The 22,424-nt window shown below is 73.3% G+C and carries 20 protein-coding genes and 1 riboswitch; of the genes, 8 read left to right on the top strand and 12 right to left on the bottom strand.

Annotated features, from left to right (window positions below; genetic code table 11):
- Window positions 1-113 precede the first annotated feature (113 nt).
- Window positions 114-1,040, bottom strand: a complete 927-nt coding sequence (locus tag ACIRQ9_RS12005; protein WP_404170367.1) for a hypothetical protein — start codon at window positions 1,038-1,040, stop codon at window positions 114-116.
- 232 nt (window positions 1,041-1,272) lie between these two features.
- Between ACIRQ9_RS12005 and ACIRQ9_RS12000 the strand changes: the two genes are divergently transcribed.
- Both ACIRQ9_RS12000 and ACIRQ9_RS11995 read left to right on the top strand, forming a co-directional pair.
- Window positions 1,273-3,807: a helicase-associated domain-containing protein gene (locus ACIRQ9_RS12000; protein ID WP_404170364.1), complete on the top strand. Its 2,535-nt coding sequence runs from the start codon at window positions 1,273-1,275 to the stop codon at window positions 3,805-3,807.
- 493 nt (window positions 3,808-4,300) lie between these two features.
- Complete coding sequence (locus ACIRQ9_RS11995) at window positions 4,301-5,971, top strand: DNA repair helicase XPB (protein WP_404170362.1); 1,671 nt, start codon at window positions 4,301-4,303, stop codon at window positions 5,969-5,971.
- On the opposite strand, the gene ACIRQ9_RS11990 is transcribed toward ACIRQ9_RS11995, so the two are convergent.
- Together ACIRQ9_RS11990 and ACIRQ9_RS11985 are read right to left on the bottom strand one after the other, a co-directional pair.
- Entirely contained in the window at window positions 5,902-7,026 is a 1,125-nt protein-coding gene (locus tag ACIRQ9_RS11990) for a glycosyltransferase 87 family protein (RefSeq protein ID WP_404170901.1), read from the bottom strand. The genes ACIRQ9_RS11995 and ACIRQ9_RS11990 overlap by 70 nt on opposite strands.
- 132 nt (window positions 7,027-7,158) lie before the next feature.
- A complete protein-coding gene (locus tag ACIRQ9_RS11985) occupies window positions 7,159-7,344 on the bottom strand; it encodes a hypothetical protein (RefSeq protein WP_351321422.1) in 186 nt (61 codons plus the stop codon).
- A 394-nt stretch (window positions 7,345-7,738) separates the two neighbouring features.
- Between ACIRQ9_RS11985 and ACIRQ9_RS11980 the strand changes: the two genes are divergently transcribed.
- Window positions 7,739-9,817, top strand: coding sequence for a HelD family protein (locus ACIRQ9_RS11980; protein ID WP_404170359.1), 2,079 nt, complete (start codon window positions 7,739-7,741; stop codon window positions 9,815-9,817).
- A 58-nt stretch (window positions 9,818-9,875) separates the two neighbouring features.
- On the opposite strand, the gene ACIRQ9_RS11975 is transcribed toward ACIRQ9_RS11980, so the two are convergent.
- Together ACIRQ9_RS11975 and ACIRQ9_RS11970 are read right to left on the bottom strand one after the other, a co-directional pair.
- Window positions 9,876-10,568, bottom strand: coding sequence for a copper homeostasis protein CutC (locus tag ACIRQ9_RS11975; protein WP_404170356.1), 693 nt, complete (start codon window positions 10,566-10,568; stop codon window positions 9,876-9,878).
- A 135-nt stretch (window positions 10,569-10,703) separates the two neighbouring features.
- Entirely contained in the window at window positions 10,704-11,045 is a 342-nt protein-coding gene (locus ACIRQ9_RS11970) for a hypothetical protein (RefSeq protein ID WP_404170353.1), read from the bottom strand.
- A 38-nt stretch (window positions 11,046-11,083) separates the two neighbouring features.
- Here ACIRQ9_RS11970 and ACIRQ9_RS11965 point away from each other — a divergent pair, with 38 nt between their 5' ends.
- Together ACIRQ9_RS11965 and ACIRQ9_RS11960 are read left to right on the top strand one after the other, a co-directional pair.
- Window positions 11,084-11,749 (top strand): hypothetical protein, encoded by a 666-nt coding sequence (locus tag ACIRQ9_RS11965; RefSeq protein ID WP_404170351.1) that lies wholly within the window; start codon window positions 11,084-11,086, stop codon window positions 11,747-11,749.
- A gap of 10 nt (window positions 11,750-11,759) precedes the next feature.
- A complete protein-coding gene (locus ACIRQ9_RS11960; protein WP_404170348.1) occupies window positions 11,760-12,830 on the top strand; it encodes a GNAT family N-acetyltransferase in 1,071 nt (356 codons plus the stop codon).
- Window positions 12,831-12,836: 6 nt separating this feature from the next.
- Here ACIRQ9_RS11960 and ACIRQ9_RS11955 read toward each other — a convergent pair whose 3' ends face one another.
- Both ACIRQ9_RS11955 and ACIRQ9_RS11950 read right to left on the bottom strand, forming a co-directional pair.
- Window positions 12,837-13,106, bottom strand: a complete 270-nt coding sequence (locus ACIRQ9_RS11955) for a DUF4031 domain-containing protein (protein WP_404170345.1) — start codon at window positions 13,104-13,106, stop codon at window positions 12,837-12,839.
- Window positions 13,107-13,116: 10 nt separating this feature from the next.
- Window positions 13,117-13,500, bottom strand: a complete 384-nt coding sequence (locus ACIRQ9_RS11950; RefSeq protein ID WP_404170343.1) for a hypothetical protein — start codon at window positions 13,498-13,500, stop codon at window positions 13,117-13,119.
- A gap of 55 nt (window positions 13,501-13,555) precedes the next feature.
- Between ACIRQ9_RS11950 and ACIRQ9_RS11945 the strand changes: the two genes are divergently transcribed.
- The 3 genes from ACIRQ9_RS11945 (at window position 13,556) to ACIRQ9_RS11935 (ending at window position 16,347) form a co-directional block, all read left to right on the top strand.
- Window positions 13,556-14,500, top strand: a complete 945-nt coding sequence (locus ACIRQ9_RS11945; RefSeq protein WP_404170340.1) for a MurR/RpiR family transcriptional regulator — start codon at window positions 13,556-13,558, stop codon at window positions 14,498-14,500.
- Window positions 14,501-14,637: 137 nt separating this feature from the next.
- Window positions 14,638-15,594 carry an N-acetylmuramic acid 6-phosphate etherase gene (gene murQ / locus ACIRQ9_RS11940; protein WP_404170337.1) on the top strand — a complete coding sequence of 319 codons (957 nt, stop codon included), beginning with the start codon at window positions 14,638-14,640 and terminating at the stop codon, window positions 15,592-15,594.
- Between the two features lie 174 nt (window positions 15,595-15,768).
- Window positions 15,769-16,347, top strand: a complete 579-nt coding sequence (locus ACIRQ9_RS11935; protein ID WP_404170334.1) for a hypothetical protein — start codon at window positions 15,769-15,771, stop codon at window positions 16,345-16,347.
- Between the two features lie 172 nt (window positions 16,348-16,519).
- On the opposite strand, the gene ACIRQ9_RS11930 is transcribed toward ACIRQ9_RS11935, so the two are convergent.
- The 5 genes from ACIRQ9_RS11930 to thrC form a co-directional block, all read right to left on the bottom strand.
- Window positions 16,520-17,647, bottom strand: coding sequence for an NADH:flavin oxidoreductase (locus ACIRQ9_RS11930; RefSeq protein ID WP_404170331.1), 1,128 nt, complete (start codon window positions 17,645-17,647; stop codon window positions 16,520-16,522).
- Window positions 17,648-17,902: 255 nt separating this feature from the next.
- Entirely contained in the window at window positions 17,903-19,525 is a 1,623-nt protein-coding gene (gene groL / locus ACIRQ9_RS11925) for a chaperonin GroEL (protein WP_351711336.1), read from the bottom strand.
- Between the two features lie 416 nt (window positions 19,526-19,941).
- A complete protein-coding gene (locus tag ACIRQ9_RS11920) occupies window positions 19,942-20,148 on the bottom strand; it encodes a cold-shock protein (RefSeq protein ID WP_019057200.1) in 207 nt (68 codons plus the stop codon).
- 466 nt (window positions 20,149-20,614) lie between these two features.
- On the bottom strand, window positions 20,615-20,890 hold the full coding sequence (locus ACIRQ9_RS11915) for a MoaD/ThiS family protein (RefSeq protein WP_404170328.1): 276 nt from the start codon (window positions 20,888-20,890) through the stop codon (window positions 20,615-20,617).
- A 46-nt stretch (window positions 20,891-20,936) separates the two neighbouring features.
- Complete coding sequence (gene thrC / locus ACIRQ9_RS11910; protein ID WP_404170325.1) at window positions 20,937-22,223, bottom strand: threonine synthase; 1,287 nt, start codon at window positions 22,221-22,223, stop codon at window positions 20,937-20,939.
- An 18-nt stretch (window positions 22,224-22,241) separates the two neighbouring features.
- Window positions 22,242-22,396, bottom strand: a riboswitch (SAM riboswitch).
- Window positions 22,397-22,424 lie beyond the last annotated feature (28 nt).

Genomic DNA, 22,424 nt, shown 5'->3' with positions numbered 1-22,424 from the left:
GCCGGATCAGGGGGCCCACCTGCTCGGGGGCGCGGGGAACCGCGCGAACGGCCGCCACCGGCCCGCCGCCGACCGACGACCCGACCTCTGTCCGGGCCCGGCCGGGCCGGTCGTCACCGCTTCCGCTGCGACCGCCACACCAGATACAGCGCCGACGCCACCGCCGCCCCCCGCACCACCCACGGCCACGTCTCACCCACCGCGTCGCTCATGTGCCCCTGCGCCACCGGCTCGCCCCAACGGCCCGCGCTGCGGCCCCACAGCCAGACCAGGCCCGCCGTCACGGACAGGCCCGGGACCCACATCACGGCCAGCTTGGTCTCCGCCGGGGTGAGCCGGCGGGAGCCGTAGGCGATCAGCCAGCCCAGGAGCAGCGCGAACCAGTTGCCGAGGACCGCGCCCACCACCAGCGCCGCCGCGGCGAGCAGCAGCAGCGGGTTGCTCCAGCCGACCGCCGGCCTCGGGACGCCCCACAGCCGTCGGCGGACGGGCGCCACGACCTCCTCGACCGCCCCGGCCCCCGGCACCGGCACCGGCTCGGCCACCGCCTCCTCCGGTTCGTCCTCGCGCGGCCGCGGCTTCCGCAGCAGCTCCGGGATCTCCACGCCGCCCACGAACCCCGGCACGCTGTCGCCGTCGCCGAACGGGCTGCTGTCCACCCGCCACCAGTCGCGCGGCGTCGGGCCGGCCTCCCGTTCGGCGGACCGGGGCCGCGGTACGACCCGGCGCAGGTGCTCGCTCCCGGTGGGCGCCCCGGCCTCCCGCTGGACGGGAACAGCAGGCCCCTGCGGTGCCGGCGCGGCGGTCTCCGCCGTACCTCCGGCCGCCTCGACGACCTCGTCGGGCGAGCCCAGCCGGTCCAGGATGCGCCGGACCGCGGCGGGGCTGTCCACGGCCGCCTTCGCCCGGTGCCGGTCGATCTCGTTGCGCAGCCCCGACACCAGCCGCATCCGGTCGGCCGACGACAACTGGCGCTGGTGCGCGATGTCCCCGACCCGGCTCAGATACTCGTAGACGACCTGATCGCTCTCGATCCCCACGAAGTCCCCTCCGGGGCCGCTGTCTTGAATGACTCTGCGCAACGACGGTAGCGCAGGTCACCCGTCATGTCGGCCCGCGCGTCCACGGGCAACGCCGCTCCGGCCGGGGGCGGTTGCCGCATCCGTCGTCCCGGGCCGCCGTCCGCCGCCCGGGGTGACGGGTGCACGACGAGCGGGTCGGGAACCGCCCGGTGACCCCGGTGCCCGTCCCGCACCCGCTACCGTGGGTCGGATGAGCAACCCGGCCACCCCGCCGCGCTCCCTCGCGGAGGCGCTTCGCGCCAGGGACGACGCCTCCCTGGCCGTCCTGCTGCGCGCCCGCCCCGACCTCATCACCCCCGTCCCCACCGACGTCACCCAGCTGGCCACCCGGGCGGGCACCCGCGCCTCGGTGCTGCGCGCCCTGGAGCGCCTGGACCGCTTCGCGCTGCAGACCGCGGAGGCGCTGGCGGTGGCCGGCGACCCGACGGCCTACGCCGAACTGCTCGGCCTGATGGCCGGCGACGCCGGGGACCCGGCGGTCGCCGCCGCCCTGCCGCGCGCCCTCGGCACGCTCCGCGACCAGGCGCTGGTGTGGGGCGACGACGACCGGCTGCGGCTGGTGCGGACCGCGCGCGAGGTGCTCGCCCCGTCCCCGCAGTACCCCTCGCCGACCGGGCTGGGCCCGAGCGTGCGGGAGGCCGCCTCGGGCATGTCACCGGGCCGCATCCAGGAGATCGTCACCGCCGCCGGACTGCCCTCGACCCATGACGCGGTCTCCGCGGTGAACGCGCTGGGCAAGCTGTTCGGCCACCGCAGGAAGATGGCGAAGCTGCTCGCCGGCGCGCCCGCCGAGTCCCTCGACGTCCTCTCCCGGCTGGTCTGGGGCCCGCCGTACGGTCAGGTCACCCCGGAACCCGCCGCCCATCTGCGCTGGCTCCTGGACCGCGGCCTGCTGCTGCCGACCGCGCCGGGCACGGTGGTCCTCCCCCGCGAGGTCGCCCTGCACCTGCGGGAGGGCCGCGCGCACCGCGAGCCGGAGCCGGTGCCGCCGGTGGTCGAGCCGACGGCCACGCACCGTCCACAGGTTGTGGACACCACGGCGGCCGGACAGGCGTACACCGCGCTGGCCACCGTCGAGGAACTGCTCAAGGACTGGGACGAGGGCGGACCCGCGGTGCTGCGGGCCGGCGGTCTGAGCGTCCGGGACCTGAAGCGCACCGCCGTCGCCCTGGACCTGCCCGAGCCGGTCGCGGCCTTCTGGGTCGAGCTGGCGTACGCGGCCGGGCTGCTCGCCTCCGACGGCGAGGCCGACGAGCGGTACGCGGCCACCCCCGCCTACGACGAGTGGCTGGACCGGCCCCCGGCCGAACGCTGGGCCCTGCTCGCCCAGGCCTGGCTGACCGCGACCCGCGCCTCCGGTCTGGTCGGCGGCCGGGACGCCAAGGACCGCACGCTGTCCGCACTCGGCCCCGGCCTCGACCGCTCGGCCGCACCCGAGGTACGCCACCGGGTGCTGACGCTGCTGGCCGGGCTCCCGGAGGGCACCGCGCCGGCCGCCGCCTCGGTGCTGGCCCGGCTGCGCTGGGAGCGGCCGCTGCGCGGACCGCAGCAGCAGGGTGAGGACCTGCGCGGCCGGCTGGCCCGCTGGACCCTGTCGGAGGCCGAACTGCTCGGCGTGACGGGACGCGGGGCGCTGTCGGCCCACGGCAGGGTGCTGCTGGGCGCGCCGCCGGCCGAGACCGAGCAGGAACCGGAGCCGCGCCGGTCCACCGGTCCCGGCGACAAGCTGCCCGTGCACCACCACCGTCCCGCCGCCCTCGAACCGCTCTCGCCGCCCGAGCAGGCCGTCGCCGCCGCGGCCGCGGGCCGCCTGCTGGCCCCGCTGCTGCCGGAGCCCCTCGACCACGTCCTGCTCCAGGCCGACCTGACCGCGGTCGCTCCCGGCCCGCTGAGACGGCCGCTCGCCGACGCGCTGGGTGTGCTCGCCGACGTCGAGTCCAAGGGCGGCGCGACCGTCTACCGCTTCACGCCCGCCTCGGTCCGCCGTGCCCTGGACGCCGGCCGCACCGCGACCGACCTGCACGCCTTCCTCACCGCGCACTCCCGCACGCCGGTACCGCAGCCGCTCGCCTACCTGGTCGACGACGTGGCCCGCAGGCACGGCCATCTGCGGGTGGGCGCGGCCTCGGCCTACGTCCGCTGCGACGACGACACCGTCCTGAACGAGATCATGGCCGACAAGCGGGCCGCCGCGCTGGGCCTGCGCCGCCTGGCCCCGACCGTGCTCGCCACCCAGGGCGACCCGGCGGGCATCCTGGAGGGCCTGCGCGCGATGGGCTACGCGCCCGCCGCCGAGTCCGCCGAGGGCGACGTCCTGATCACCCGCGCGCACGCCCACCGCACCCCGCCGCGTGCGGCCCCCGAACCGGTACCGGACGGCCCGCCCCCGCCGGACGGCACCCTGCTGGCCGCCGCGATCCGTGCGATCCGCGCCGGGGACCTGGCCGCCACCACCCCGCGCAAGGCGGCCGGCACCCCGGTCCAGGGCGGCGAACTCCCGCGCACCGCCGCCGCCGAGACCCTGGCCACCATGCAGGCCGCCGTCCTCACCGGCGGCACCCTGTGGATCGGTTACGTCAACGCCGAGGGCACCGCCAGTCAGCGCGTCATCGCCCCGATCCGGGTCGAGGGCGGCTTCGTCACGGCGTACGACCACACGGCGGACGAGGTGCGCACCTACCCCCTGCACCGGGTGACCGGGGTGGCGGAGCTCGCGGAGGACTGAGCGGCCCTCAGCAGGCGTTCCGGACCGGTGCCGGGTGCCTGGTGCCTGGGGGCGGGGCGGGGCGGTGCCGGGTCGGGTCGTCGGTCGGCCGCGGGCCGGTGGGGGCCGTTCGCGCAGTTCCCCGCGCCCCCAAGCAGGTGGGCCCGCCGGCCCGGCGCGACAAGCCCCCGCCGCGCCGCAGACCGGCCGGGGGGCCTTCGCGCAGCTCCCCGCGCCCCCAAGCAGGTGGGCCCGCTGATCCGGCGCGACAAGCCCCCCGCCGGGCCGCGGACCGGGGGGCCTTCGCATAGATTCCCTAGATCCCCGCGCCCTCCAGCACGGGGGCCCGCTGGTCCCAGGTGAAGGGGCGCGGGGAACTGCGCGACAAGCCCCCACCGGCCCGCGCCGGCTCCCGGCCCGGAACCGCCGCCCCATGAGGCACACTGGAACTTTGGCCCATGACGATGGCCGCCATGGCGATGGCCGATGGGCCGAAAGGGAAAGGGTGCCGCGCGTGAATGGTCCGTTGATCGTCCAGTCCGACAAGACGCTGCTCCTGGAAGTCGACCACGAGCGGGCCGACGACTGCCGTCGGGCGATCGCCCCCTTCGCCGAGCTGGAGCGTGCGCCGGAGCACATCCACACCTACCGGGTCACCCCGCTGGGCCTGTGGAACGCGCGGGCGGCCGGACACGACGCCGAGCAGGTCGTGGACGCGCTCGTCGAGTACAGCCGCTACCCGGTGCCGCACGCGCTGCTGGTGGACATCGCGGAGACGATGGACCGCTACGGCCGGCTGACGCTCTCCAAGCACCCGACGCACGGCCTGGTGCTCACCACCACCGACCGGCCGGTCCTGGAGGAGATCCTGCGCTCCAAGCGGATCATCCCGCTGGTCGGCGCCCGGATCGACCCGGACACCGTGGCCGTGCACCCCTCCGAGCGCGGGCAGATCAAGCAGACGCTCCTGAAGCTGGGCTGGCCCGCCGAGGACCTCGCCGGATACGTGGACGGCGAGGCCCACCCGATCGAGCTGGCCGAGGACGGCTGGGCGCTGCGCCCCTACCAGAAGCAGGCCGTGGAGAACTTCTGGCACGGCGGCAGCGGTGTCGTCGTGCTGCCGTGCGGAGCGGGCAAGACGCTGGTCGGCGCGGGATCCATGGCCGAGGCCAAGTCGACGACGCTGATCCTCGTCACCAACACCGTCTCCGCGCGCCAGTGGAAGCACGAACTGGTCAAGCGGACCAGCCTGACCGAGGACGAGATCGGCGAGTACAGCGGGACGCGGAAGGAGATCCGGCCCGTCACGATCGCCACGTACCAGGTGCTCACCACCCGGCGGAAGGGCGTCTACCCGCACCTGGAACTCTTCGACTCCCGTGACTGGGGCCTGATCGTCTACGACGAGGTCCATCTGCTGCCGGCTCCCGTCTTCAAGTTCACCGCCGACCTCCAGGCCCGCAGGCGGCTGGGGCTGACGGCCACCCTCGTGCGCGAGGACGGCCGGGAGTCGGACGTGTTCTCCCTCATCGGGCCCAAGCGCTTCGACGCCCCCTGGAAGGAGATCGAGGCGCAGGGCTACATCGCGCCCGCCGACTGCGTCGAGGTGCGGGTGAACCTCACGGACTCGGAGCGGCTCGCCTACGCCACCGCCGAGGCCGAGGAGAAGTACCGGTTCTGCGCGACCACCGCGACCAAGCGGAAGGTCACGGAGGCGATCGTGAAGCGTTTCGCCGGCCAGCAGATCCTGGTCATCGGCCAGTACATCGACCAGCTCGACGAGCTGGGCGAGCACCTGAACGCCCCCGTGATCAAGGGCGAGACCTCCAACGCCCAGCGCGAGAAGCTCTTCGACGCCTTCCGCGAGGGCGAGATCAGCGTGCTGGTGGTCTCGAAGGTCGCCAACTTCTCCATCGACCTGCCGGAGGCGACGGTCGCCATCCAGGTGTCGGGCACCTTCGGCTCCCGCCAGGAGGAGGCCCAGCGCCTCGGCCGGGTGCTGCGCCCGAAGGCCGACGGCCACAAGGCGCACTTCTACTCCGTCGTCGCCCGCGACACGATCGACCAGGACTTCGCCGCCCACCGGCAGCGGTTCCTGGCGGAGCAGGGCTACGCCTACCGCATCGTCGACGCGGACGAACTCCTCGCGGAGGGCACGGAGGGCGTCGCGGGCACGGACGGCTGACGGTCCGGGCGGGCGCGGACGTGCCGCCGCAGGGCCAGCGCCGCTCCCGCCAGCAGCGCCAGCCCCAGCAGCGGGTAGGGCGCGGCGAACGGCTGCTGCCACCAGGGCAGGTGCAGGTCCCGGTCGCCCTCGTGCGGCAGCACCCACATCGTGCGGGCGGTGAACACCAGGGCCGTGCAGGCCGCGAGGAACGGGCGGCCCTCCGCCCGGAGCACCGCGAGCAGCGGCACGCACCACACCCAGTGGTGGGACCAGCTGATCGGGCTGATCAGCAGGGCCGTGAACGCGGTGAGCAGGATGCCCAGGCGCTCGCCGCGCTCGCCGTGGGCGCGGTGGGCGCGGGCCGCCAGCCACAGGCCCGCCGCCGCGAGCACGGCCGCCGGAAGCACCCAGGCCGGGCCCGGCGCCTGCGTGCCCGCCGCCCGCGCCACCAGGCCCTGAAGCGACTGGTTGTCGACGATCCAGGCCTTGCCGATCCGGCCCGTCTCGAACAGGCGCCGTGTCCAGAAGTCCACGGTCGCCGCCGGGAGGAGCAGGGCACCGAGCCCCGCCGTGGCGGCGAAGGACGCCGCCGCGACGCCCGCCTCCCTTCTGCGCGCGGTGAGGAACAGGTAGGCGATGAAGATCGCCGGGGTGAGCTTGAGGCCCGCCGCGATCCCGAGGGCCAGGCCCTTGCCGCGGGCGCCGGGCGGGCGGGTGAGGTCCCACAGGACGAGGCAGGCGATCAGCAGGTTGATCTGGCCGAAGAGCAGCGTCTGGAAGACCGGCTCCAGCCAGAGGGCGAGAGCGGTGGCCGTGCACAGCACCGGGAGGGGTGCCGGGCGGCCGGCGAGGCGGGCGGAGCGGGCGACGAGGCAGGCGAGCAGGAGCGCGTTGCCCGCGAGGAACGCCGCTTTCAGGGCGGGGACGGGGATCCAGGTCGTCGGGACGAACAGGACCGCCGCGAAGGGCGGGTACGTCGCCGGCAGCCGCCACCGGGTGACCGTGAAGCCGTACAGGTCGCCGCCGCGGACCACGGCCTCGCCCTCGGCCCGGTAGACCAGCAGGTCGGCCATCGGGGCGTGCAGCAGGAGGCACAGGACGGCGAAGGAGGAGAGGGAGACCGCCAGGAGGGAGAGGGCCAGGGTGCGGGAGGGCAGGGGGGAAGACGTCACCGTCCGGTTCGGCACGGAGGTGACCCTATGCCGTCACCTGCGGCGTATGCCCGCTTCCTCGCCGTACTCGCCGAGTATGGCGACGCTGAACGCCGCGCCGACGAAGACCTTGACGGCGCGCAGGGCGTCGCCCAGACGGTGGTGCGGGTGCGGGACGCCGTCCAGGGCGGTGGCGCCCGGTGGACGGCTCGGGGCCGGATGGATGGTTGCTGCGCTCATGCCTCCATGGTGGAACGCCGGACACGGGTACGGCATCGGTCCACGGGTCCAATTTCGCGGACCCGCCGGTCCACCCGCCGACGGACGGCACCCCCTGTCTCCGCCCCACCCCACGAGGGACACGCCCCCTAGGGGACCCGGCCACGACGGCCCGCACCCCCCAGGGGAACCCGGCCGCGACTCCGGCCCCGCTCCCGGTCCGGGCCCCGCCCGCGCGGCGCGCCCCGCCGTAAATCCATTGGCCTCCCCGGCCCTCACCTCACTACAATCTCCGCTCTTGCCCGCCTCCTTCCCCGGAGTGCCGCCGACCGGACGGAAACCGGCCGGCTGACCGCCACCTGTGCGCCACTCATCGTGGGCGCCACCCCCATCCGCAGGCTTCGGAGGCACCCCCTTGTCCACGCCCGCCCACGACCCCCTCACGGACCCGCACGCGGCACCGGCCACCGACCCCCTCTCCCGCGAGCGCGCCCACCTCGCCGGATCCCGGGCGGCCCTGCGGGCCATGCGGGAGGACGTCGAGTCGCTGGACATCAGCGACGTCAGCGCGAACTGGGTCAACGCCGAGGTGCTGGCCCGCCAGATCGACGAGCGCATCAAGGCGCTGGCCGACCTCAGCGACACGCCTCTCTTCTTCGGCCGCCTCGACTACCTGCACGCCCCCGGCGCCGACCAGGCCGAGGGCGCGGACGGCGAACGCTTCTACATCGGCCGCCGGCACGTGCACGACCACGACGGCGACCCGATGGTCATCGACTGGCGGGCGCCGGTCTCGCAGCCGTTCTACCGCGCCTCCAAGAAGGACCCGCTGGACGTCTCGCTGCGCCGCCGCTTCGGGTACACCCGCGGCGAGATCACCGCGTACGAGGACGAGCACCTGTCCGACCCCGGCGAGGCGGCCCGGACCAGCAAGCTGCTCCAGCAGGAGATCGAGCGCCCGCGCGTCGGACCGATGCGGGACATCGTCGCGACCATCCAGCCCGAGCAGGACGAGATCGTGCGCAGCGGGCTCGGCGGCACCGTGTGCGTGCAGGGCGGGCCGGGGACCGGGAAGACCGCCGTCGGCCTGCACCGGGTCGCCTATCTGCTCTACGCCCACCGGGAGCGCCTGGCCCGCACCGGCACCCTGGTCATCGGCCCGAACCGGTCCTTCCTGCACTACATCGAGCAGGTGCTCCCCGCGCTCGGCGAGCTGACGGTCCAGCAGGCCACGGTGGACGACCTGGTGGCGAACGGCGTCGAGGTGCGCGGCACCGACCCCGCGCCCGCCGCGGTCGTCAAGGGCGACGCCCGGATGGCGGAGGTGCTGCGCCGGGCGGTGTACGCGCACGTCACGATGCCCGTCGAGCCGGTCGTGGTGGTCCGCGGCTCCCGCCGCTGGCGCGTCCCGGCGTACGAACTGGAGGCCATGGTCAAGGAGTTGCTGGACCGTGGCATCCGGTACGGCGCCGCGCGCGAGGCCCTGCCGCAGCGCATCGCGCACGCCGTCCTGGTCCAGATGGAACGCTCGGGCGAGGCTCCCGACGACCGCGTGCAGGACGCGGTGGCGCGCAACACGGCGGTGAAGGCGGTCGTCAAGCAGGTCTGGCCGCCCGTCGACCCGGCGAAGCTGGTGCTGCGCCTGCTCACGGACGCGGACTTCCTCGCCGAGCACGCCGCGGGCATCCTCGACGAGGACGAGCAGAAGACGATCGTCTGGGCGAAGCCGGTGCGCGGCGTCAAGGCGGCCAGGTGGTCGGCCGCGGACGCCGTGCTGATCGACGAGACGACGGACCTCGTGCAGCGGACGCACTCCCTCGGCCATGTGGTCCTGGACGAGGCGCAGGACCTGTCCCCCATGCAGTACCGGGCGGTCGGCCGCCGCTGCACCACGGGCTCGGCGACGGTCCTCGGCGACCTGGCGCAGGGCACCACGCCCTGGGCGACGCGCAGCTGGGACGAGGCGCTGGCCCACCTGGGCAAGTCGGACGGCGTGATCGAGGAGCTGACGGCCGGTTTCCGCGTCCCGACGGACGTCATCGGCTACGCCTCCCGGCTCCTGCCGCACATCGCGCCGGGCCTCACCCCGGTCGCGTCGGTCCGGGAGAACCCCGGCTTCTTCGCGGTGCGTGCGGCCGCCGGCGCCGCCGAGACCGTGGCGGCCTGCGAGGAACTGCTGCGCAACGAGGGGTCGACGGGCCTGATCGCGGCGGACGCTCGGGTACCGGCGCTCGCGGACGCCCTGACGGCGGCGGGCATCGGATACCTCGCGCCCGGTGAGGAGACGACGGCCGAGACCCGCCTCACCCTGGTGCCGGCGTCCCTGGCGAAGGGCCTGGAGTACGACTACGTGGTGCTGGACGAGCCGCAGGCGGTGGTCGACGGCGAACCCGATGAACGCACCGGCCTGCGCCGCCTCTACGTCGCGCTGACCCGTGCCGTCTCCGGTCTGATCGTGACGCACGCGTCCCCGCTCCCGTCCCAGCTGGACTGACGCGCACGGCCACCGGACCGCCGGAACCGCTCCGGCGCCCGGCGTGCCCGGCCGGCCGTCAGACCGTGTCGAGGGCCTGCCGCCACGCGCGTACCGCCGGTGCCGAGACCGGGCCCTGCCAGCCTTTTGGCCGGGCCGCGCCGCCGATGTGGAAGGCGTCGATCCCGGCCGCCAGCAGGCTCGGCAGGTGGTCGAGCCGCAGGCCGCCCCCGACCAGGAGGGTCTGGCCGTATCCCGGCTCGCCGCGGCGCCGTGCCTCGGCGAGCAGGGTGGGCAGGCCCTCGTCCACGCCCGTCGCCGCGCCCGCGGTGAGGTAGGTGTCCAGGCCCGGCAGGTCGGCGAGCTGCTTGCGCAGCGCGTCCCGGTCGGCGGCGCGGTCGATGGCCCGGTGGAAGGTCCAGCGGCAGCCCGCCAGCTCGGCCGTCACGCGCTCCACGGCCGCCAGGTCCACGTCCCCGCCGGTGCCGAGGAACCCGAGCACGAACTGGTCGGCCCCGGCCGCGCGCAGCTCCGCGGCCACCCCGGCCAGGCGCTCGACGTCGCCCGCCGCGAATCCGTCCGTCAGCCTCAGCATCACGCGCAGGTCGATGTCGACGGCGGCCCGGATCGCGGCGAAGGTCCCGGGCGACGGGGTCAGCCCGTCGGCCGCCATGTCGGTGACCAGTTCGAGGCGGTCCGCGCCTCCGGCCTGGGCGGCGACCGCGTCCTCGGCGTCGAGGGCGATCACCTCCAGGACTGCACGCGTGCTCATAGGGCCCCTTCCGTGGTGTTCCCCGGGTACCCCCGGCACGGCAGGCCGATCCGCGGACCGGCCGGCCGTAGGAGGTCTAGTCCAATCCAAGGGTACGGGGGGACCGTATACGCACGCGAGACCGCCCCCGGCCGCTCACCCGTACAGATTCAGCTCCTCCACCGCCGCCCCGGTCAGCTCGTACGAGGCCCCGTCGGCCGCCCGGCCCGTGCACAGCCTCACGAGCGTCGCCGAGTCCCCGATGAAACGGGCCGGGGTCCGGGTCCCGCTCGGCACGCCCAGGTGGAGCGGCTCGTCCACGTCGTCCAGGTCGGCCTGCAGGCGCGGCCGGCCCCGGCCCCGGGTGATCCCCGCCAGCAGCGAGAGCGCGTGCGGCCGGGAGCGCAGGAGCGGGAGCAGCGCGTCACGCTCGACGGCGAGCAGACGTCCGGGCAGCGTGGGGTCTCGTCCTTCGTCGGCGGCAGTCGTGCGGTCCACGCCGGGGGCTTGTCCGTCGCACGCGGGAGAATGCCGGCATGGCCGATCTCCAGGAACTGCGTGTCCGCTGGCGGCACGCCCTTCTCGCGGCGCGTGGCGACGACCCGCGCCTGCCCGACCCCGACCGGTACGCCACGGCCCTGCTGGACCGCTGGCGCGAACCCCAGCGCAGGTACCACACCGCGGCCCACCTCACGGCGGTCCTCGACCACGTCGACGTCCTGGCGGAGCACGCGGACGAGCCGGACCTGGTGCGGCTCGCCGCGTGGTTCCACGACGCCGTCTACCTGCCGGACCGGTCGGAGAACGAGGAGCGTTCGGCCCGCCTCGCCGAACGCGCCCTCGCCGAGGCCGGGGTGCCGGTCGCCGGGACCGCCGAGGTGGCCCGCCTGGTCCGGCTGACCGTCACCCACGACCCGGCCCCCGGCGACCGCAACGGCGAGGTCCTGTGCGACGCCGACCTCGCGATCCTCGCCGCGCCGCCCGCCGCGTACGCCGCCTACACCGCCGAGGTGCGCGAGGAGTACCACTTCGTGCCGAGCGACGCCTTCCGGGCCGGCCGGTCCGCGATCCTGCGTCAACTCCTCGGCCTGCCACGGCTCTTCAGGACGCCGTACGGCCGGGACAGGTGGGAGCCGACCGCCCGTCACAACCTCGCCGCCGAGCTGGAAATGCTGTCGACCCCACCCGACCCGGCGCCCTAGGGTGCGGCTCATGCGTGAAATGGGCGGGGATCAGGTGGAAGAGGCCGTCGCGGCCTGTGTCGCGGTGCTGCGGCCGGCGGTGGACCGGGACTGGACGGCGGTGAAGGCGGCGGGCCTGGAGTGGAGCTGCCATGAGACGGCGGTCCATGTGGCCGACGACCTCGTCGCGTACGCGGCGAATCTGGCCGGGCGCGCGAAGGACGCGTACGTGCCCTTCGAGCTGAGGCTCGACGACGGCACCGACAACTCCGGTCTGCTGCACGTGCTCGAGACGACCGGCGCCCTGCTCGCCACCACCGTCCGGACCACCCCGCACGGCGTCCGCGCGTTCCACCCCTACCCCTTCCGCAGCGCCGACCGGACCGGCTTCGCCGCGATGGGCGTCGCCGAAGTGCTGCTGCACACGCAGGACATGGCGGCGGCCCTGGGGCTGCCCCACCAGCCGTCGGAGGAGCTGGCCGCGTCGGTCCTGGAAGTGCTCTTCCCGCACGTCCAGCCCGGCCCGACGCCCTGGACGACCCTGCTGTGGGCCACCGGCCGCGGCGAGCTGCCCGGCCGCGCCCCGGTCGCCGAATGGCGCTGGCGCAACAACCTCGTCATCGGCGCCGACCGCCTCGACCTCGTCGGCATCCGCCCCGCCGAGGCCCGTGACCTGCGCCTGGGCGGCGACGGCGGCTTCACGTGGGCCGAGGGCGGTCCGTACGAGGGCACCCGGGACGCCGCCGGGTTCCTGCTGAAGGCGTACGAAGGGGGCGTGCACCGGCCCGAGTTCGGGGTGTTCGCGCTGGTCCGACGGGAGGACGGCCGCGCGGTCGGCGGCCTGGGCTTCCACTCCGCGCCGGACGAGGAGGGCCGCGTCGAGATCGGCTACGACCTGACCGAGTCCGCCCGCGGCAACGGCTACGCGACGGAGGCGCTGCGCGCGCTGGCCGACTGGGCCCTGGCCCGCCCCGACGTGACCTCCCTCTTCGCCACCGTCGAGCCCGCCAACACCCCGTCCCAGGCGGTCCTGGCCCGCGCCGGTTTCACCAAGGTGAGCGCGGAAGGCGAGGGACTGGCCTTCGAACTGCGCGGCCGCTGAGCAGGGTCACCCCGGCAGCCCGCGCTTGCGTCGGCGCAGCCCGGCCCCGTGCAGCAGCCGCACCACCTCGCGGCTGCTGACCCGCACCGCGCCCGCCCGCACCGCGTCCGCGTACCGGTGCGAGGGGATGTCGTAGTGGTCCCGCTCGAAGGCCCGGCGCGGCACGCCCAACTCCTCGGCGAAGGCGTGCAGTTCGGCGTAGGACACGTCGCTGACCAGGTGGGACCAGAGCCGGTCGTGGCCCGGCCAGGTCGGCGGGTCGATGTACACGGTCATGAGAACACCGTCACGAGGACGCCGTCCCGCCCGGCGCCCGGCCCAGCGAGCCGACGGAGGCGACCTTCACGCCCGCCTTGTGGCACACCCAGTGCGGGTCCGGGCCCAGCTCCGGCTCGACGTCCAGGGCGTGCGGGTCGCCGGTGGGGCACACCGGGCACAGCGGCCAGCGGCCGTGCCGTTCGAGGAGCGCGTCCTGGACGTCCTGGGCGACCAGCCCCGCCACGAACTCCACCCCGTCCGGCCACTGCTCCACCCACCAGCGGCGCTGTACGACGGAGTCCTCGACCAGCGAGACGACGTCCGCCTCGGCGACCTCGCGCGCGACCAGGTCGGCGAGGACGCGGGCACGGGCGGCGTGCAGCGCCTGCTCCAGGGGGGTCACGGGGTCCATGGTCCTATTGTGCGCGGTCTTGACCCGACACCCGCAACGAAAATATCTTTCAGGAGTGACCGAGAACGTGAAGGAAATTTTCGGCAACCGTCCGGGCGGGATCCCGGCCCCCGGGAGCACGCCGCCGGCCCCGGCCGCCCTCGCGGCCAAGGTGCGGACCCTCGCCCCGTCCATGACCCGCTCCATGCAGCGCGTCGCCGAGACCGTCGCCGGCGACCCCGCCGGCTGCGCGGCCCTCACCGTCACCGGTCTCGCCGAGCGCACCGGCACGAGCGAGGCGACCGTCGTGCGCACCGCCCGCCTGCTCGGCTACCCCGGCTATCGCGACCTGCGGCTCGCCCTCGCCGGGCTCGCCGCCCACCAGCAGTCCGGACGCGCGCCCGCGATCACCACCGACATAGCCGTCGACGATCCGATCGCCGACGTCGTGGCGAAACTCGCCCATGACGAGCAGCAGGCCCTCGCGGACACCGCCGCCGGCCTGGACACCGTCCAGCTGGACGCCGCGGTGAACGCGCTCGCCGCCGCCCGGCGGACCGACGTCTACGGCATCGGGGCGTCCGGGCTGGTCGCCCAGGACCTCACGCAGAAACTGCTGCGGATAGGGCTGATAGCGCACGCGCACAGCGATCCGCACCTGGCGGTCACCAACGCGGTGCAGTTGCGCGCGGGTGACGTGGCCGTCGCCATCACGCACTCCGGGGCCACCGGCGACGTCATCGAGCCGCTGCGGGTGGCGTTCGAGCGCGGAGCGACGACCATCGCCGTCACCGGACGACCGGACTCCTCGGTGGCGCAGTACGCCGACCACGTGCTGACGACGTCGACCTCCCGGGAGAGCGAGCTGCGGCCGGCCGCGATGTCCTCGCGCACCGGTCAGCTGCTGGTGGTGGACTGCCTCTTCGTGGGTGTCGCGCAGCGGACGTACGAGACGACGGCACCCGCGCTGGCGGCGTCCTACGAGGCGTTGGCGCACCGGCATCGTAATTTGCCCCGGTAGACCGTAGGGGCGCGTGCGGTACGACGGACGCGGCCGCGCCGTGGGCCGACGTGCCCGCGCACGGAGCAGCCGCCTGTCCGGCAGGGCCCGCGTCCCTGGGTGTGTGCGCTCGACCGAGTCAGAAAGAGCCGTCCTCCATGACCACCGAACACCGCTCCCTCCGCAGCCAGCTCGACACGCTCACCACCGAGGCGTTCCGGCCCGAGCTCGCCGAGATCGACACGCTTCCCACCCTCGACATCGCGCGGCTCATGAACGGCGAGGACGCGCAGGTCGCCGCCGCCGTCGCGCTGCGGCTGCCCGAGATCGCCGGCGCCGTCGACGCGATCTCGGCCCGGATGTCCACCGGCGGGCGGCTGGTCTACGCCGGTGCCGGCACCGCCGGACGGCTCGGCGTGCTCGACGCCTCGGAGTGCCCGCCCACCTTCGCCACCGCCCCCGGACAGGTCGTCGGCGTCATCGCGGGCGGTCCCGCGGCCCTGGTCACCTCGGTGGAGGGCGCCGAGGACTCGGCGGAACTGGCCCGCGAGGACCTCGACGCCCTCGGGATCGGCGCCGCCGACGCGGTCGTCGGGATCTCGGCGTCCGGCCGCACCCCCTACGCCGTCGGCGCCGTCGAACACGCCCGCGCCCTCGGCGCCCTGACCGTCGGTCTGTCCTGCAACGCGGGCAGCGCGCTCGCGGCCGCCGCCGAGCACGGCATCGAGGTGGTCGTCGGCCCCGAACTGCTCACCGGCTCCACCCGACTCAAGGCGGGCACCGCCCAGAAGCTCGTCCTCAACATGCTGTCGACGATCACGATGATCCGGCTCGGCAAGACCTACGGGAACCTGATGGTCGACGTCCGGGCCTCGAACGAGAAGCTGCGCGCCAGGTCCCGGCGGATCGTGGCCCTGGCGACCGGCGCCGGCGAGGAGGAGACCGAGCGGGCCCTCGCCGCGACCGACGGCGAGGTGAAGAACGCCGTCCTGGTGATCCTGGCCGGTGTCGACGGCCCCACCGCCGCCCGCCTCCTGGAGCAGTCCGGCGGCCACCTGCGCGCCGCACTCACCACGGCGGCCCCGCGCACGTCACCTCCCTCCCCGACGGCGTGACCCGGTGCCGCGAGGCCCGCGCGCACCTGGCGCCGACGCCTGCGGGGCCACCGTCGTCCACGCCGTGGCCGGTGGTGGCCCCGCTGCCGGACTCGTGGCACCCGCCCCGCGCCCTCCGCGCCCCTCCCCCGCCTCGCCGGTGCGCTGTCGGTGCCGTGTGCCACGCTGGGGGCTATGAACCACTCCCAGCTCACCGCCCTGGGGCGGGCCCTTCGGCTGCTCGGCGAGCACGGGGAGGCGCTGACCGCCACCACGCCCGACGGCAAGCTGCACGAGGTCAAGAACGACCTGCGGCGCGCCCTCGACCTGCTGGAGGAGAGCGTCGGCTCGGCCGCGCCCGCCACGCGGTGCGCCGAGCACCCGCAGGGGCCGGTGGACGAGAGCGCCCCGGATCTGTGCCTGCTCTGCGAGACGCGGCGGCGGGCCGCCCGGCGGTCGGAGTACGCGGGCGGGCCGCGGCCCGCGCAGGGGGAGGCCGCCGCGGGGCCGTCGATGTCGCGGTACGGGGTGCGGGCCGACCGGCCGCAGGCCCAGCAGCGGTGGCTGCCGGAGGCGTGGAACGGACGGGAGTGGGAGCTGTGCGGCACCCCGCGCCGCGACCGGCGCGAGGCCGAGCTGTACATCGGTGCCCAGCGCCGCGGGTCCCGGCCGGCCATGGCCTACCGGCTGGTCCACGAATTCACCGACTACGAGGTGCTGCGGGTCTGGGGCACACCGGTCCACGTGGACATCGAGCCGCTCGGCAACCTCTGATCCCGGGCCGGGCGCCGCTCCGGTCAGCCGAGCAGCGGGGCGGGCGTGAACTCGTGGACCAGCCGGTAGGCCATGCCCGGACGGTACCGGGGGCCCGGGGCCGCGTCCCGGTACGCGCACGCCCCCGGTCCGGCCGGTCGCCGGTGGTCCGGGGGCGCGTGCGGGGCTCAGGTCAGCTGAGCGTCTTCAGCGAGGCGGCGTCGTAGGAGGCGAGTTCGTCGGTGCGGCCGGCCAGCACCTTGGCCGCCCACTCCGGGTCCTGGAGGAGGGCGCGGCCGACGGCGACCATGTCGTACTCGTCGCGCTCCAGGCTGTCCAGGAGGTCGTCGATGCCCCTGGTCACGGAGCCCTCGCCCACGAAGGCCTTGATGAAGTCGCCGTCGAGGCCGACCGAGCCGACGGTGATGGTCGGCTTGCCGGTGAGCTTCTTGGTCCAGCCGGCCAGGTTGAGGTCGGAGTCCTCGAACTCGGGGAGCCAGTAGCGCCGGGTGGAGGCGTGGAAGACGTCGACGCCGGCCGCCGCCAGCGGGGTGAGGATCGCCTCCAGTTCCTCCGGGGTCTCGGCGAGGCGGGCGTCGTAGTTGTCCGACTTCCACTGCGAGTAGCGGAAGATCACCGGGAAGTCCGGGGAGACCGCCGCGCGGACGGCGGCCACGATCTCGGCGGCGAACCGGGTGCGGGCGACCGGGTCGCCGCCGTAGGCGTCGGTGCGGCGGTTGGTGCCCGCCCACAGGAACTGGTCGAGGAGGTAGCCGTGGGCGCCGTGCAGCTCGACCCCGTCGAATCCGATGCGCTCGGCGGCGGCCGCGGCCTCGGCGAACGCGCGGATGACGTCGTCCAGGTCCTGCGAGGTCATCGCCTTGCCCTCGCCCTCGGTGCCGTCCAGGCGGATGCCGGAGGGGCCGACGGCGGGGGCGTCCGCCACCGGCGGCTGGCCCTGCTTGCGGACCATGCCGATGTGCCACAGCTGCGGCACGATGGTGCCGCCCGCCGCGTGCACGCCCTCGGCGACCTTCGCCCAGCCGGCCAGCTGCTCCTCGCCGTGGAAGCGCGGGATGCGGGTGCTCTGCCCGGCGGAGTCGTGGCCGACGTACGTGCCCTCGGTGACGATCAGGCCGACACCGGCGGCGGCCCGGCGGGAGTAGTACGAGACCACGTCCTCACCGGGAACGCCACCCGGGCTGAACTGGCGGGTCATCGGCGCCATCACGATCCGGTTGGGGACCGTGAGCCCGTTCAGGGCGATCGGACGGGACAGGATCTCGGCCGCGCGGGAGGCGGAGGGCGTGGTGACGGTCACGTGGGGGGCTCCTCGTGAAAAGGTGATAGACCGGACGGTATGTGCACGCGCATCGAGTGCACATCCGGTGTCAACGAGTTCCGCGGAGCCCTCCATTCCCGCCCCGGCGGGAAAGTCGTATGACCCAGGTCACGCGCCCTCGCCCGGCACGCCTGCGCGACCACCAACTCCCGCTCCGGACAACGCCCGAGGGCGGCACCCCCTGCGAACAGGGAGTGCCGCCCTCGGTCAGGACGAGCGATCGACCAGGGTCGATCAGAAGTCCATGTCACCGCCCGGCATGCCGCCCGGAGCGGCCGCGGCGGCCTTCTCCGGCTTGTCGGCGATGACGGCCTCGGTGGTCAGGAACAGCGCGGCGATGGAGGCGGCGTTCTGCAGCGCGGAACGGGTCACCTTCGCCGGGTCGATGATGCCCTCGGCGATCATGTCGACGTACTCGCCGGTCGCGGCGTTCAGGCCGTGGCCGACCTGGAGGTTGCGGACCTTCTCCACGACGACGCCACCCTCGAGACCACCGTTGACGGCGATCTGCTTGAGCGGGGCCTCCAGGGCGAGCTTCACGGCGTTGGCGCCGGTCGCCTCGTCACCTTCGAGCTCCAGCTTCTCGAACACCTGGGAGGCCTGGAGCAGGGCCACGCCACCACCGGCGACGATGCCCTCCTCGACGGCCGCCTTCGCGTTGCGAACGGCGTCCTCGATGCGGTGCTTGCGCTCCTTGAGCTCGACCTCGGTCGCGGCACCGGCCTTGATGACGGCGACGCCACCGGCGAGCTTGGCCAGGCGCTCCTGGAGCTTCTCGCGGTCGTAGTCCGAGTCGGACTGCTCGATCTCGGCGCGGATCTGGTTGACGCGGCCCTGCACCTGCTCGGTGGAGCCGGCGCCGTCGACGATGGTGGTCTCGTCCTTGGTGATGACCACCTTGCGGGCGCGGCCCAGCAGGTCGAGGGTCGTGTTCTCCAGCTTGAGACCGACCTCCTCGGAGATGACCTCGCCGCCGGTGAGGATGGCGATGTCGTTCAGCATCGCCTTGCGGCGGTCGCCGAAGCCCGGGGCCTTGACCGCGACGGACTTGAAGGTGCCGCGGATCTTGTTCACGACCAGGGTCGACAGGGCCTCGCCCTCGACGTCCTCGGCGATGATCAGCAGCGGCTTGCCCGACTGCATGACCTTCTCCAGCAGCGGGAGCAGGTCCTTGACGGAGCCGATCTTCGAGTTGGCGATCAGGATGTACGGGTCGTCGAGGGACGCCTCCATACGCTCCATGTCGGTGGCGAAGTACGCCGAGATGTAGCCCTTGTCGAAGCGCATACCCTCGGTGAGCTCCAGCTCCAGACCGAAGGTCTGGGACTCCTCGACGGTGATGACGCCTTCCTTGCCGACCTTGTCCATGGCCTCGGCGATGAGCTCGCCGATCTGGGTGTCGGCGGCGGAGATGGAGGCCGTGGAGGCGATCTGCTCCTTGGTCTCGACGTCCTTCGCCTGCTCCAGGAGGGCACCGGAGACGGCCTCGACGGCCTTCTCGATACCGCGCTTCAGAGCCATCGGGTTGGCGCCGGCGGCGACGTTGCGCAGGCCTTCCTTGACCAGGGCCTGGGCGAGCACGGTCGCGGTGGTCGTACCGTCACCGGCGACGTCGTCCGTCTTCTTGGCGACTTCCTTGACCAGCTCGGCGCCGATCTTCTCGTACGGGTCCTCCAGCTCGATCTCCTTGGCGATGGACACACCATCGTTGGTGATCGTGGGGGCGCCCCACTTCTTCTCAAGGACGACGTTGCGGCCCTTGGGGCCGAGGGTGACCTTGACGGCGTCGGCGAGCTGGTTCATACCGCGCTCAAGGCCGCGCCGCGCCTCCTCGTCGAACGCGATGATCTTGGCCATGTGAAGTGGTCCCTCCAGGACTGGGGGTGAGTCTTTACGGACCGCGCCCGCGCCCGCGACGGACGGCTCGCCGACCCGTGGGTCCTTTGCCCCACCCGGCCTGCGGGCCTCACCGACCCGGTCCATTTTTGTCACTCTCACCTTCAGAGTGCTAACGCCAATGATTAGCACTCGCCCATCGAGAGTGCAAGGCGCCCTCGCGAAGCGGGGGCTCGTTCAGGGGGGGTGGCCGGGTGACGGACGGGCGCGGGAAGCCCGGCCGGACCGGGGGCGCGCCGCGGCCGCGGCACGTCCGCGCCCGTCCGCGCGCCGCCTCGATGTCCGGGGCATGCCAAAGGGCTCGTAACCCATGACTCCCCATGGGATACGAGCCCTCCGACAAGAAGGAAGAACGACGCTGTCAGTCGGCGCGTGCTTCAGCTGGTCGCGAGCCGGACCATGTCCGCCTGCGGCCCCTTCTGGCCCTGCGAGATCTCGAAATCGACCCGCTGACCTTCCTCCAGGGTGCGGTAGCCGTCCATCTGGATCGCGCTGTAGTGGACGAAAACATCCGCACCACCGTCGACCGCGATGAAGCCGTACCCCTTCTCCGCGTTGAACCACTTGACGGTGCCCTGAGCCATGCCTAACTCCCCTATTACTGGCCCTTGCACAGATCCACACTTCGCGGATCCGGGTCAGACCTCACTCCCCAATGGTTGGGGGCGTGCGCCGGAACGCGTCGACCGCGGCTGAATGTATCTGCCCAACTGCCGTCTGCAACAGGTCAATCGGACGAGAATTCTGGACGGGAAGGGTCCGGAATGTAGTGAGAATTCGGCTGAATTCAGGGCAAGTCGGGCCCTATAAAAGCCGCAAAAGCCGCGTACGGCCGCGCACTTTGGTTACTTCTTGGCGGGCCTGCGGTATCGAATACGGGGCTCCCGACCTGGAGATCGGGATCGCGTTCCCCAACTGTACCGCGCTCAACCACACAGAATTGCCCCCTCCGCTTCTCTCACGGAGGGGGCAATCGGATGAACACTCGGTGATCGGCCTTACCGAAGGTAATGTTCGGTCATTCGATCAGCCTGTCAGCGGAACGGCGGATCAGCCGCCGGCCACGGCCGGGATGATGGAGACACCGGCGCCGTCGGGCGTGGCCGTCTCCAGTCCCTGCTCGAACCGCACGTCGTCGTCATTGACGTACACGTTGACGAAGCGGCGCAGCTTGCCCTCGTCGTCGAGCACCCGGCCGGCGATACCGGTGTGGTTCCTCTCCAGGTCGGATATGACCTCGCCGAGGGTGCCTCCTTCGGCGCTGACCTCGGCCTGGCCACCGGTGTAGGTGCGCAGGATGGTGGGGATGCGAACGGTGACGCTCACGTGTGAACCTCCGATGGGGCGACGCGCTGGAATGGACAGGGCCGGCTCAGGCGAGCCCGGCTTCACGGAACGACTCGAGCGTGGGCCGGATGGTGGCCGTCAGACCGGTCCCCGCCACGGCGTCCAGCGTCTTCAGTCCGTCACCCGTGTTCAGTACGACGACCGACTTCGACGGATCGATCTGCCCGTTCTCGATGAGCTTCCTGGTGACGCCGACCGTCACCCCGCCGGCGGTCTCCGCGAAGATTCCCTCGGTCCGCGCGAGCAGCTTGATCGCGTCGACGACCTGCTCGTCGGTGACGTCCTCCACCGCACCGCCGGTACGGCGCGCGATGTCCAGCACATAGGGTCCGTCGGCCGGGTTGCCGATGGCGAGGGACTTGGCGATCGTGTTCGGCTTCTGCGGCCGGACCACGTCGTGGCCCGCCTTGTAGGCCACCGACACCGGCGAGCATCCCTCGGCCTGCGCACCGAAGATCTTGTACGGCCTGTCCTCGACCAGCCCGAGCTTGATCAGCTCCTGCAGCCCCTTGTCGATCTTCGTGAGCTGCGAGCCCGAGGCGATCGGGATCACCAGCTGGTCCGGGATCCGCCAGCCGAGCTGCTCGCAGATCTCGTACGCCAGGGTCTTGGAGCCCTCCGCGTAGTAGGGACGCAGGTTGACGTTGACGAAGCCCCAGCCCTCACCGGCCGAGTCGCCGATCAGCTCGGAGCAGAAACGGTTCACGTCGTCGTAGTTGCCCTCGATGCCGACGAGCTCGCCGCCGTAGATCGCGGCCATGACGATCTTGCCCTGCTCCAGGTCGTGCGGGATGAACACGCAGGAGCGGAAGCCGGCCCGCGCGGCGGCGGCACCGACCGCGCCGGCGAGGTTGCCGGTGGAGGAGCAGGAGAGCGTGGTGTAGCCGAAGGCGCGCGCGGCCTCGACGGCCTGGGCGACGACGCGGTCCTTGAAGGAGTGCGTCGGGTTGCCGGAGTCGTCCTTGACGTACAGGCCGCCGGTGACGCCCAGCTCCCTGGCCAGGTTGTCGGCCTGGACGAGCTTGGTCCAGCCCGGGTTGATGTTCGGCTTGGTCGCCACGTCCGCGGGGACGGGCAGCAGCGGCGCGTAGCGCCAGATGTTCGCGGGACCCGCTTCGATGCGCTTGCGCAGCTCCTCGGTGTCGTAGGCCGAGAAGTCGTACGCGATCTCGAGCGGGCCGAAACACTCCTCGCAGGCGAACACCGGGCCGAGCGGCACGCGGTGGCCGCACTCGCGGCAGCTCAGTGCGGTGGCGGGACCGAGGTCGACGGTCGCGGGGTCGGTGGTGGTCGCAGCAGTCTGCACAGCCATGTGAGGCGAGGCCCTTTCTCCTCATCTTCCTCACGACGCATCTCGCCGTGAGACGGATTTGGCACCTTCCCTAGCCGGGAGCCCCGCGAGTGATCGACAGCGATCAGCGAGAGCCGACTGGAGGGTTGCCGGGGCTTCATCGGGCCGTATCCCTCTGCCCCTCTGGATGAGCGGTATGCGGTTGTCAACGGCCGGTGACCC

It is taken from the genome of Streptomyces sp. NPDC101237 (assembly GCF_044767465.1).
GTDB classification, from domain to species: Bacteria; Actinomycetota; Actinomycetes; order Streptomycetales; family Streptomycetaceae; genus Streptomyces; species Streptomyces gramineus.
Note: the sequence above shows the minus strand (reverse complement) of the source record. Positions and strands in the feature narration are given on the sequence as shown.

What these genes read in the sequence shown, in the direction of transcription:
- ACIRQ9_RS11955 (WP_404170345.1), bottom strand. Translation starts at nt 13,106, where the DNA reads ATGACCGTGTACATCGACCCGCCGACCTGGCCGGGCCACGACCGGCTC.
- ACIRQ9_RS11965 (WP_404170351.1), top strand. Translation starts at nt 11,084, where the DNA reads ATGGCCGATCTCCAGGAACTGCGTGTCCGCTGGCGGCACGCCCTTCTC.
- thrC (WP_404170325.1), bottom strand. Translation starts at nt 22,223, where the DNA reads ATGGCTGTGCAGACTGCTGCGACCACCACCGACCCCGCGACCGTCGAC.
- ACIRQ9_RS11990 (WP_404170901.1), bottom strand. Translation starts at nt 7,026, where the DNA reads ATGGCCGACCTGCTGGTCTACCGGGCCGAGGGCGAGGCCGTGGTCCGC.
- ACIRQ9_RS11975 (WP_404170356.1), bottom strand. Translation starts at nt 10,568, where the DNA reads ATGAGCACGCGTGCAGTCCTGGAGGTGATCGCCCTCGACGCCGAGGAC.
- ACIRQ9_RS11935 (WP_404170334.1), top strand. Translation starts at nt 15,769, where the DNA reads ATGAACCACTCCCAGCTCACCGCCCTGGGGCGGGCCCTTCGGCTGCTC.
- murQ (WP_404170337.1), top strand. Translation starts at nt 14,638, where the DNA reads ATGACCACCGAACACCGCTCCCTCCGCAGCCAGCTCGACACGCTCACC.
- groL (WP_351711336.1), bottom strand. Translation starts at nt 19,525, where the DNA reads ATGGCCAAGATCATCGCGTTCGACGAGGAGGCGCGGCGCGGCCTTGAG.
- ACIRQ9_RS11960 (WP_404170348.1), top strand. Translation starts at nt 11,760, where the DNA reads ATGCGTGAAATGGGCGGGGATCAGGTGGAAGAGGCCGTCGCGGCCTGT.
- ACIRQ9_RS12000 (WP_404170364.1), top strand. Translation starts at nt 1,273, where the DNA reads ATGAGCAACCCGGCCACCCCGCCGCGCTCCCTCGCGGAGGCGCTTCGC.
- ACIRQ9_RS11920 (WP_019057200.1), bottom strand. Translation starts at nt 20,148, where the DNA reads ATGGCTCAGGGCACCGTCAAGTGGTTCAACGCGGAGAAGGGGTACGGC.
- ACIRQ9_RS11950 (WP_404170343.1), bottom strand. Translation starts at nt 13,500, where the DNA reads ATGGACCCCGTGACCCCCCTGGAGCAGGCGCTGCACGCCGCCCGTGCC.
- ACIRQ9_RS11985 (WP_351321422.1), bottom strand. Translation starts at nt 7,344, where the DNA reads ATGAGCGCAGCAACCATCCATCCGGCCCCGAGCCGTCCACCGGGCGCC.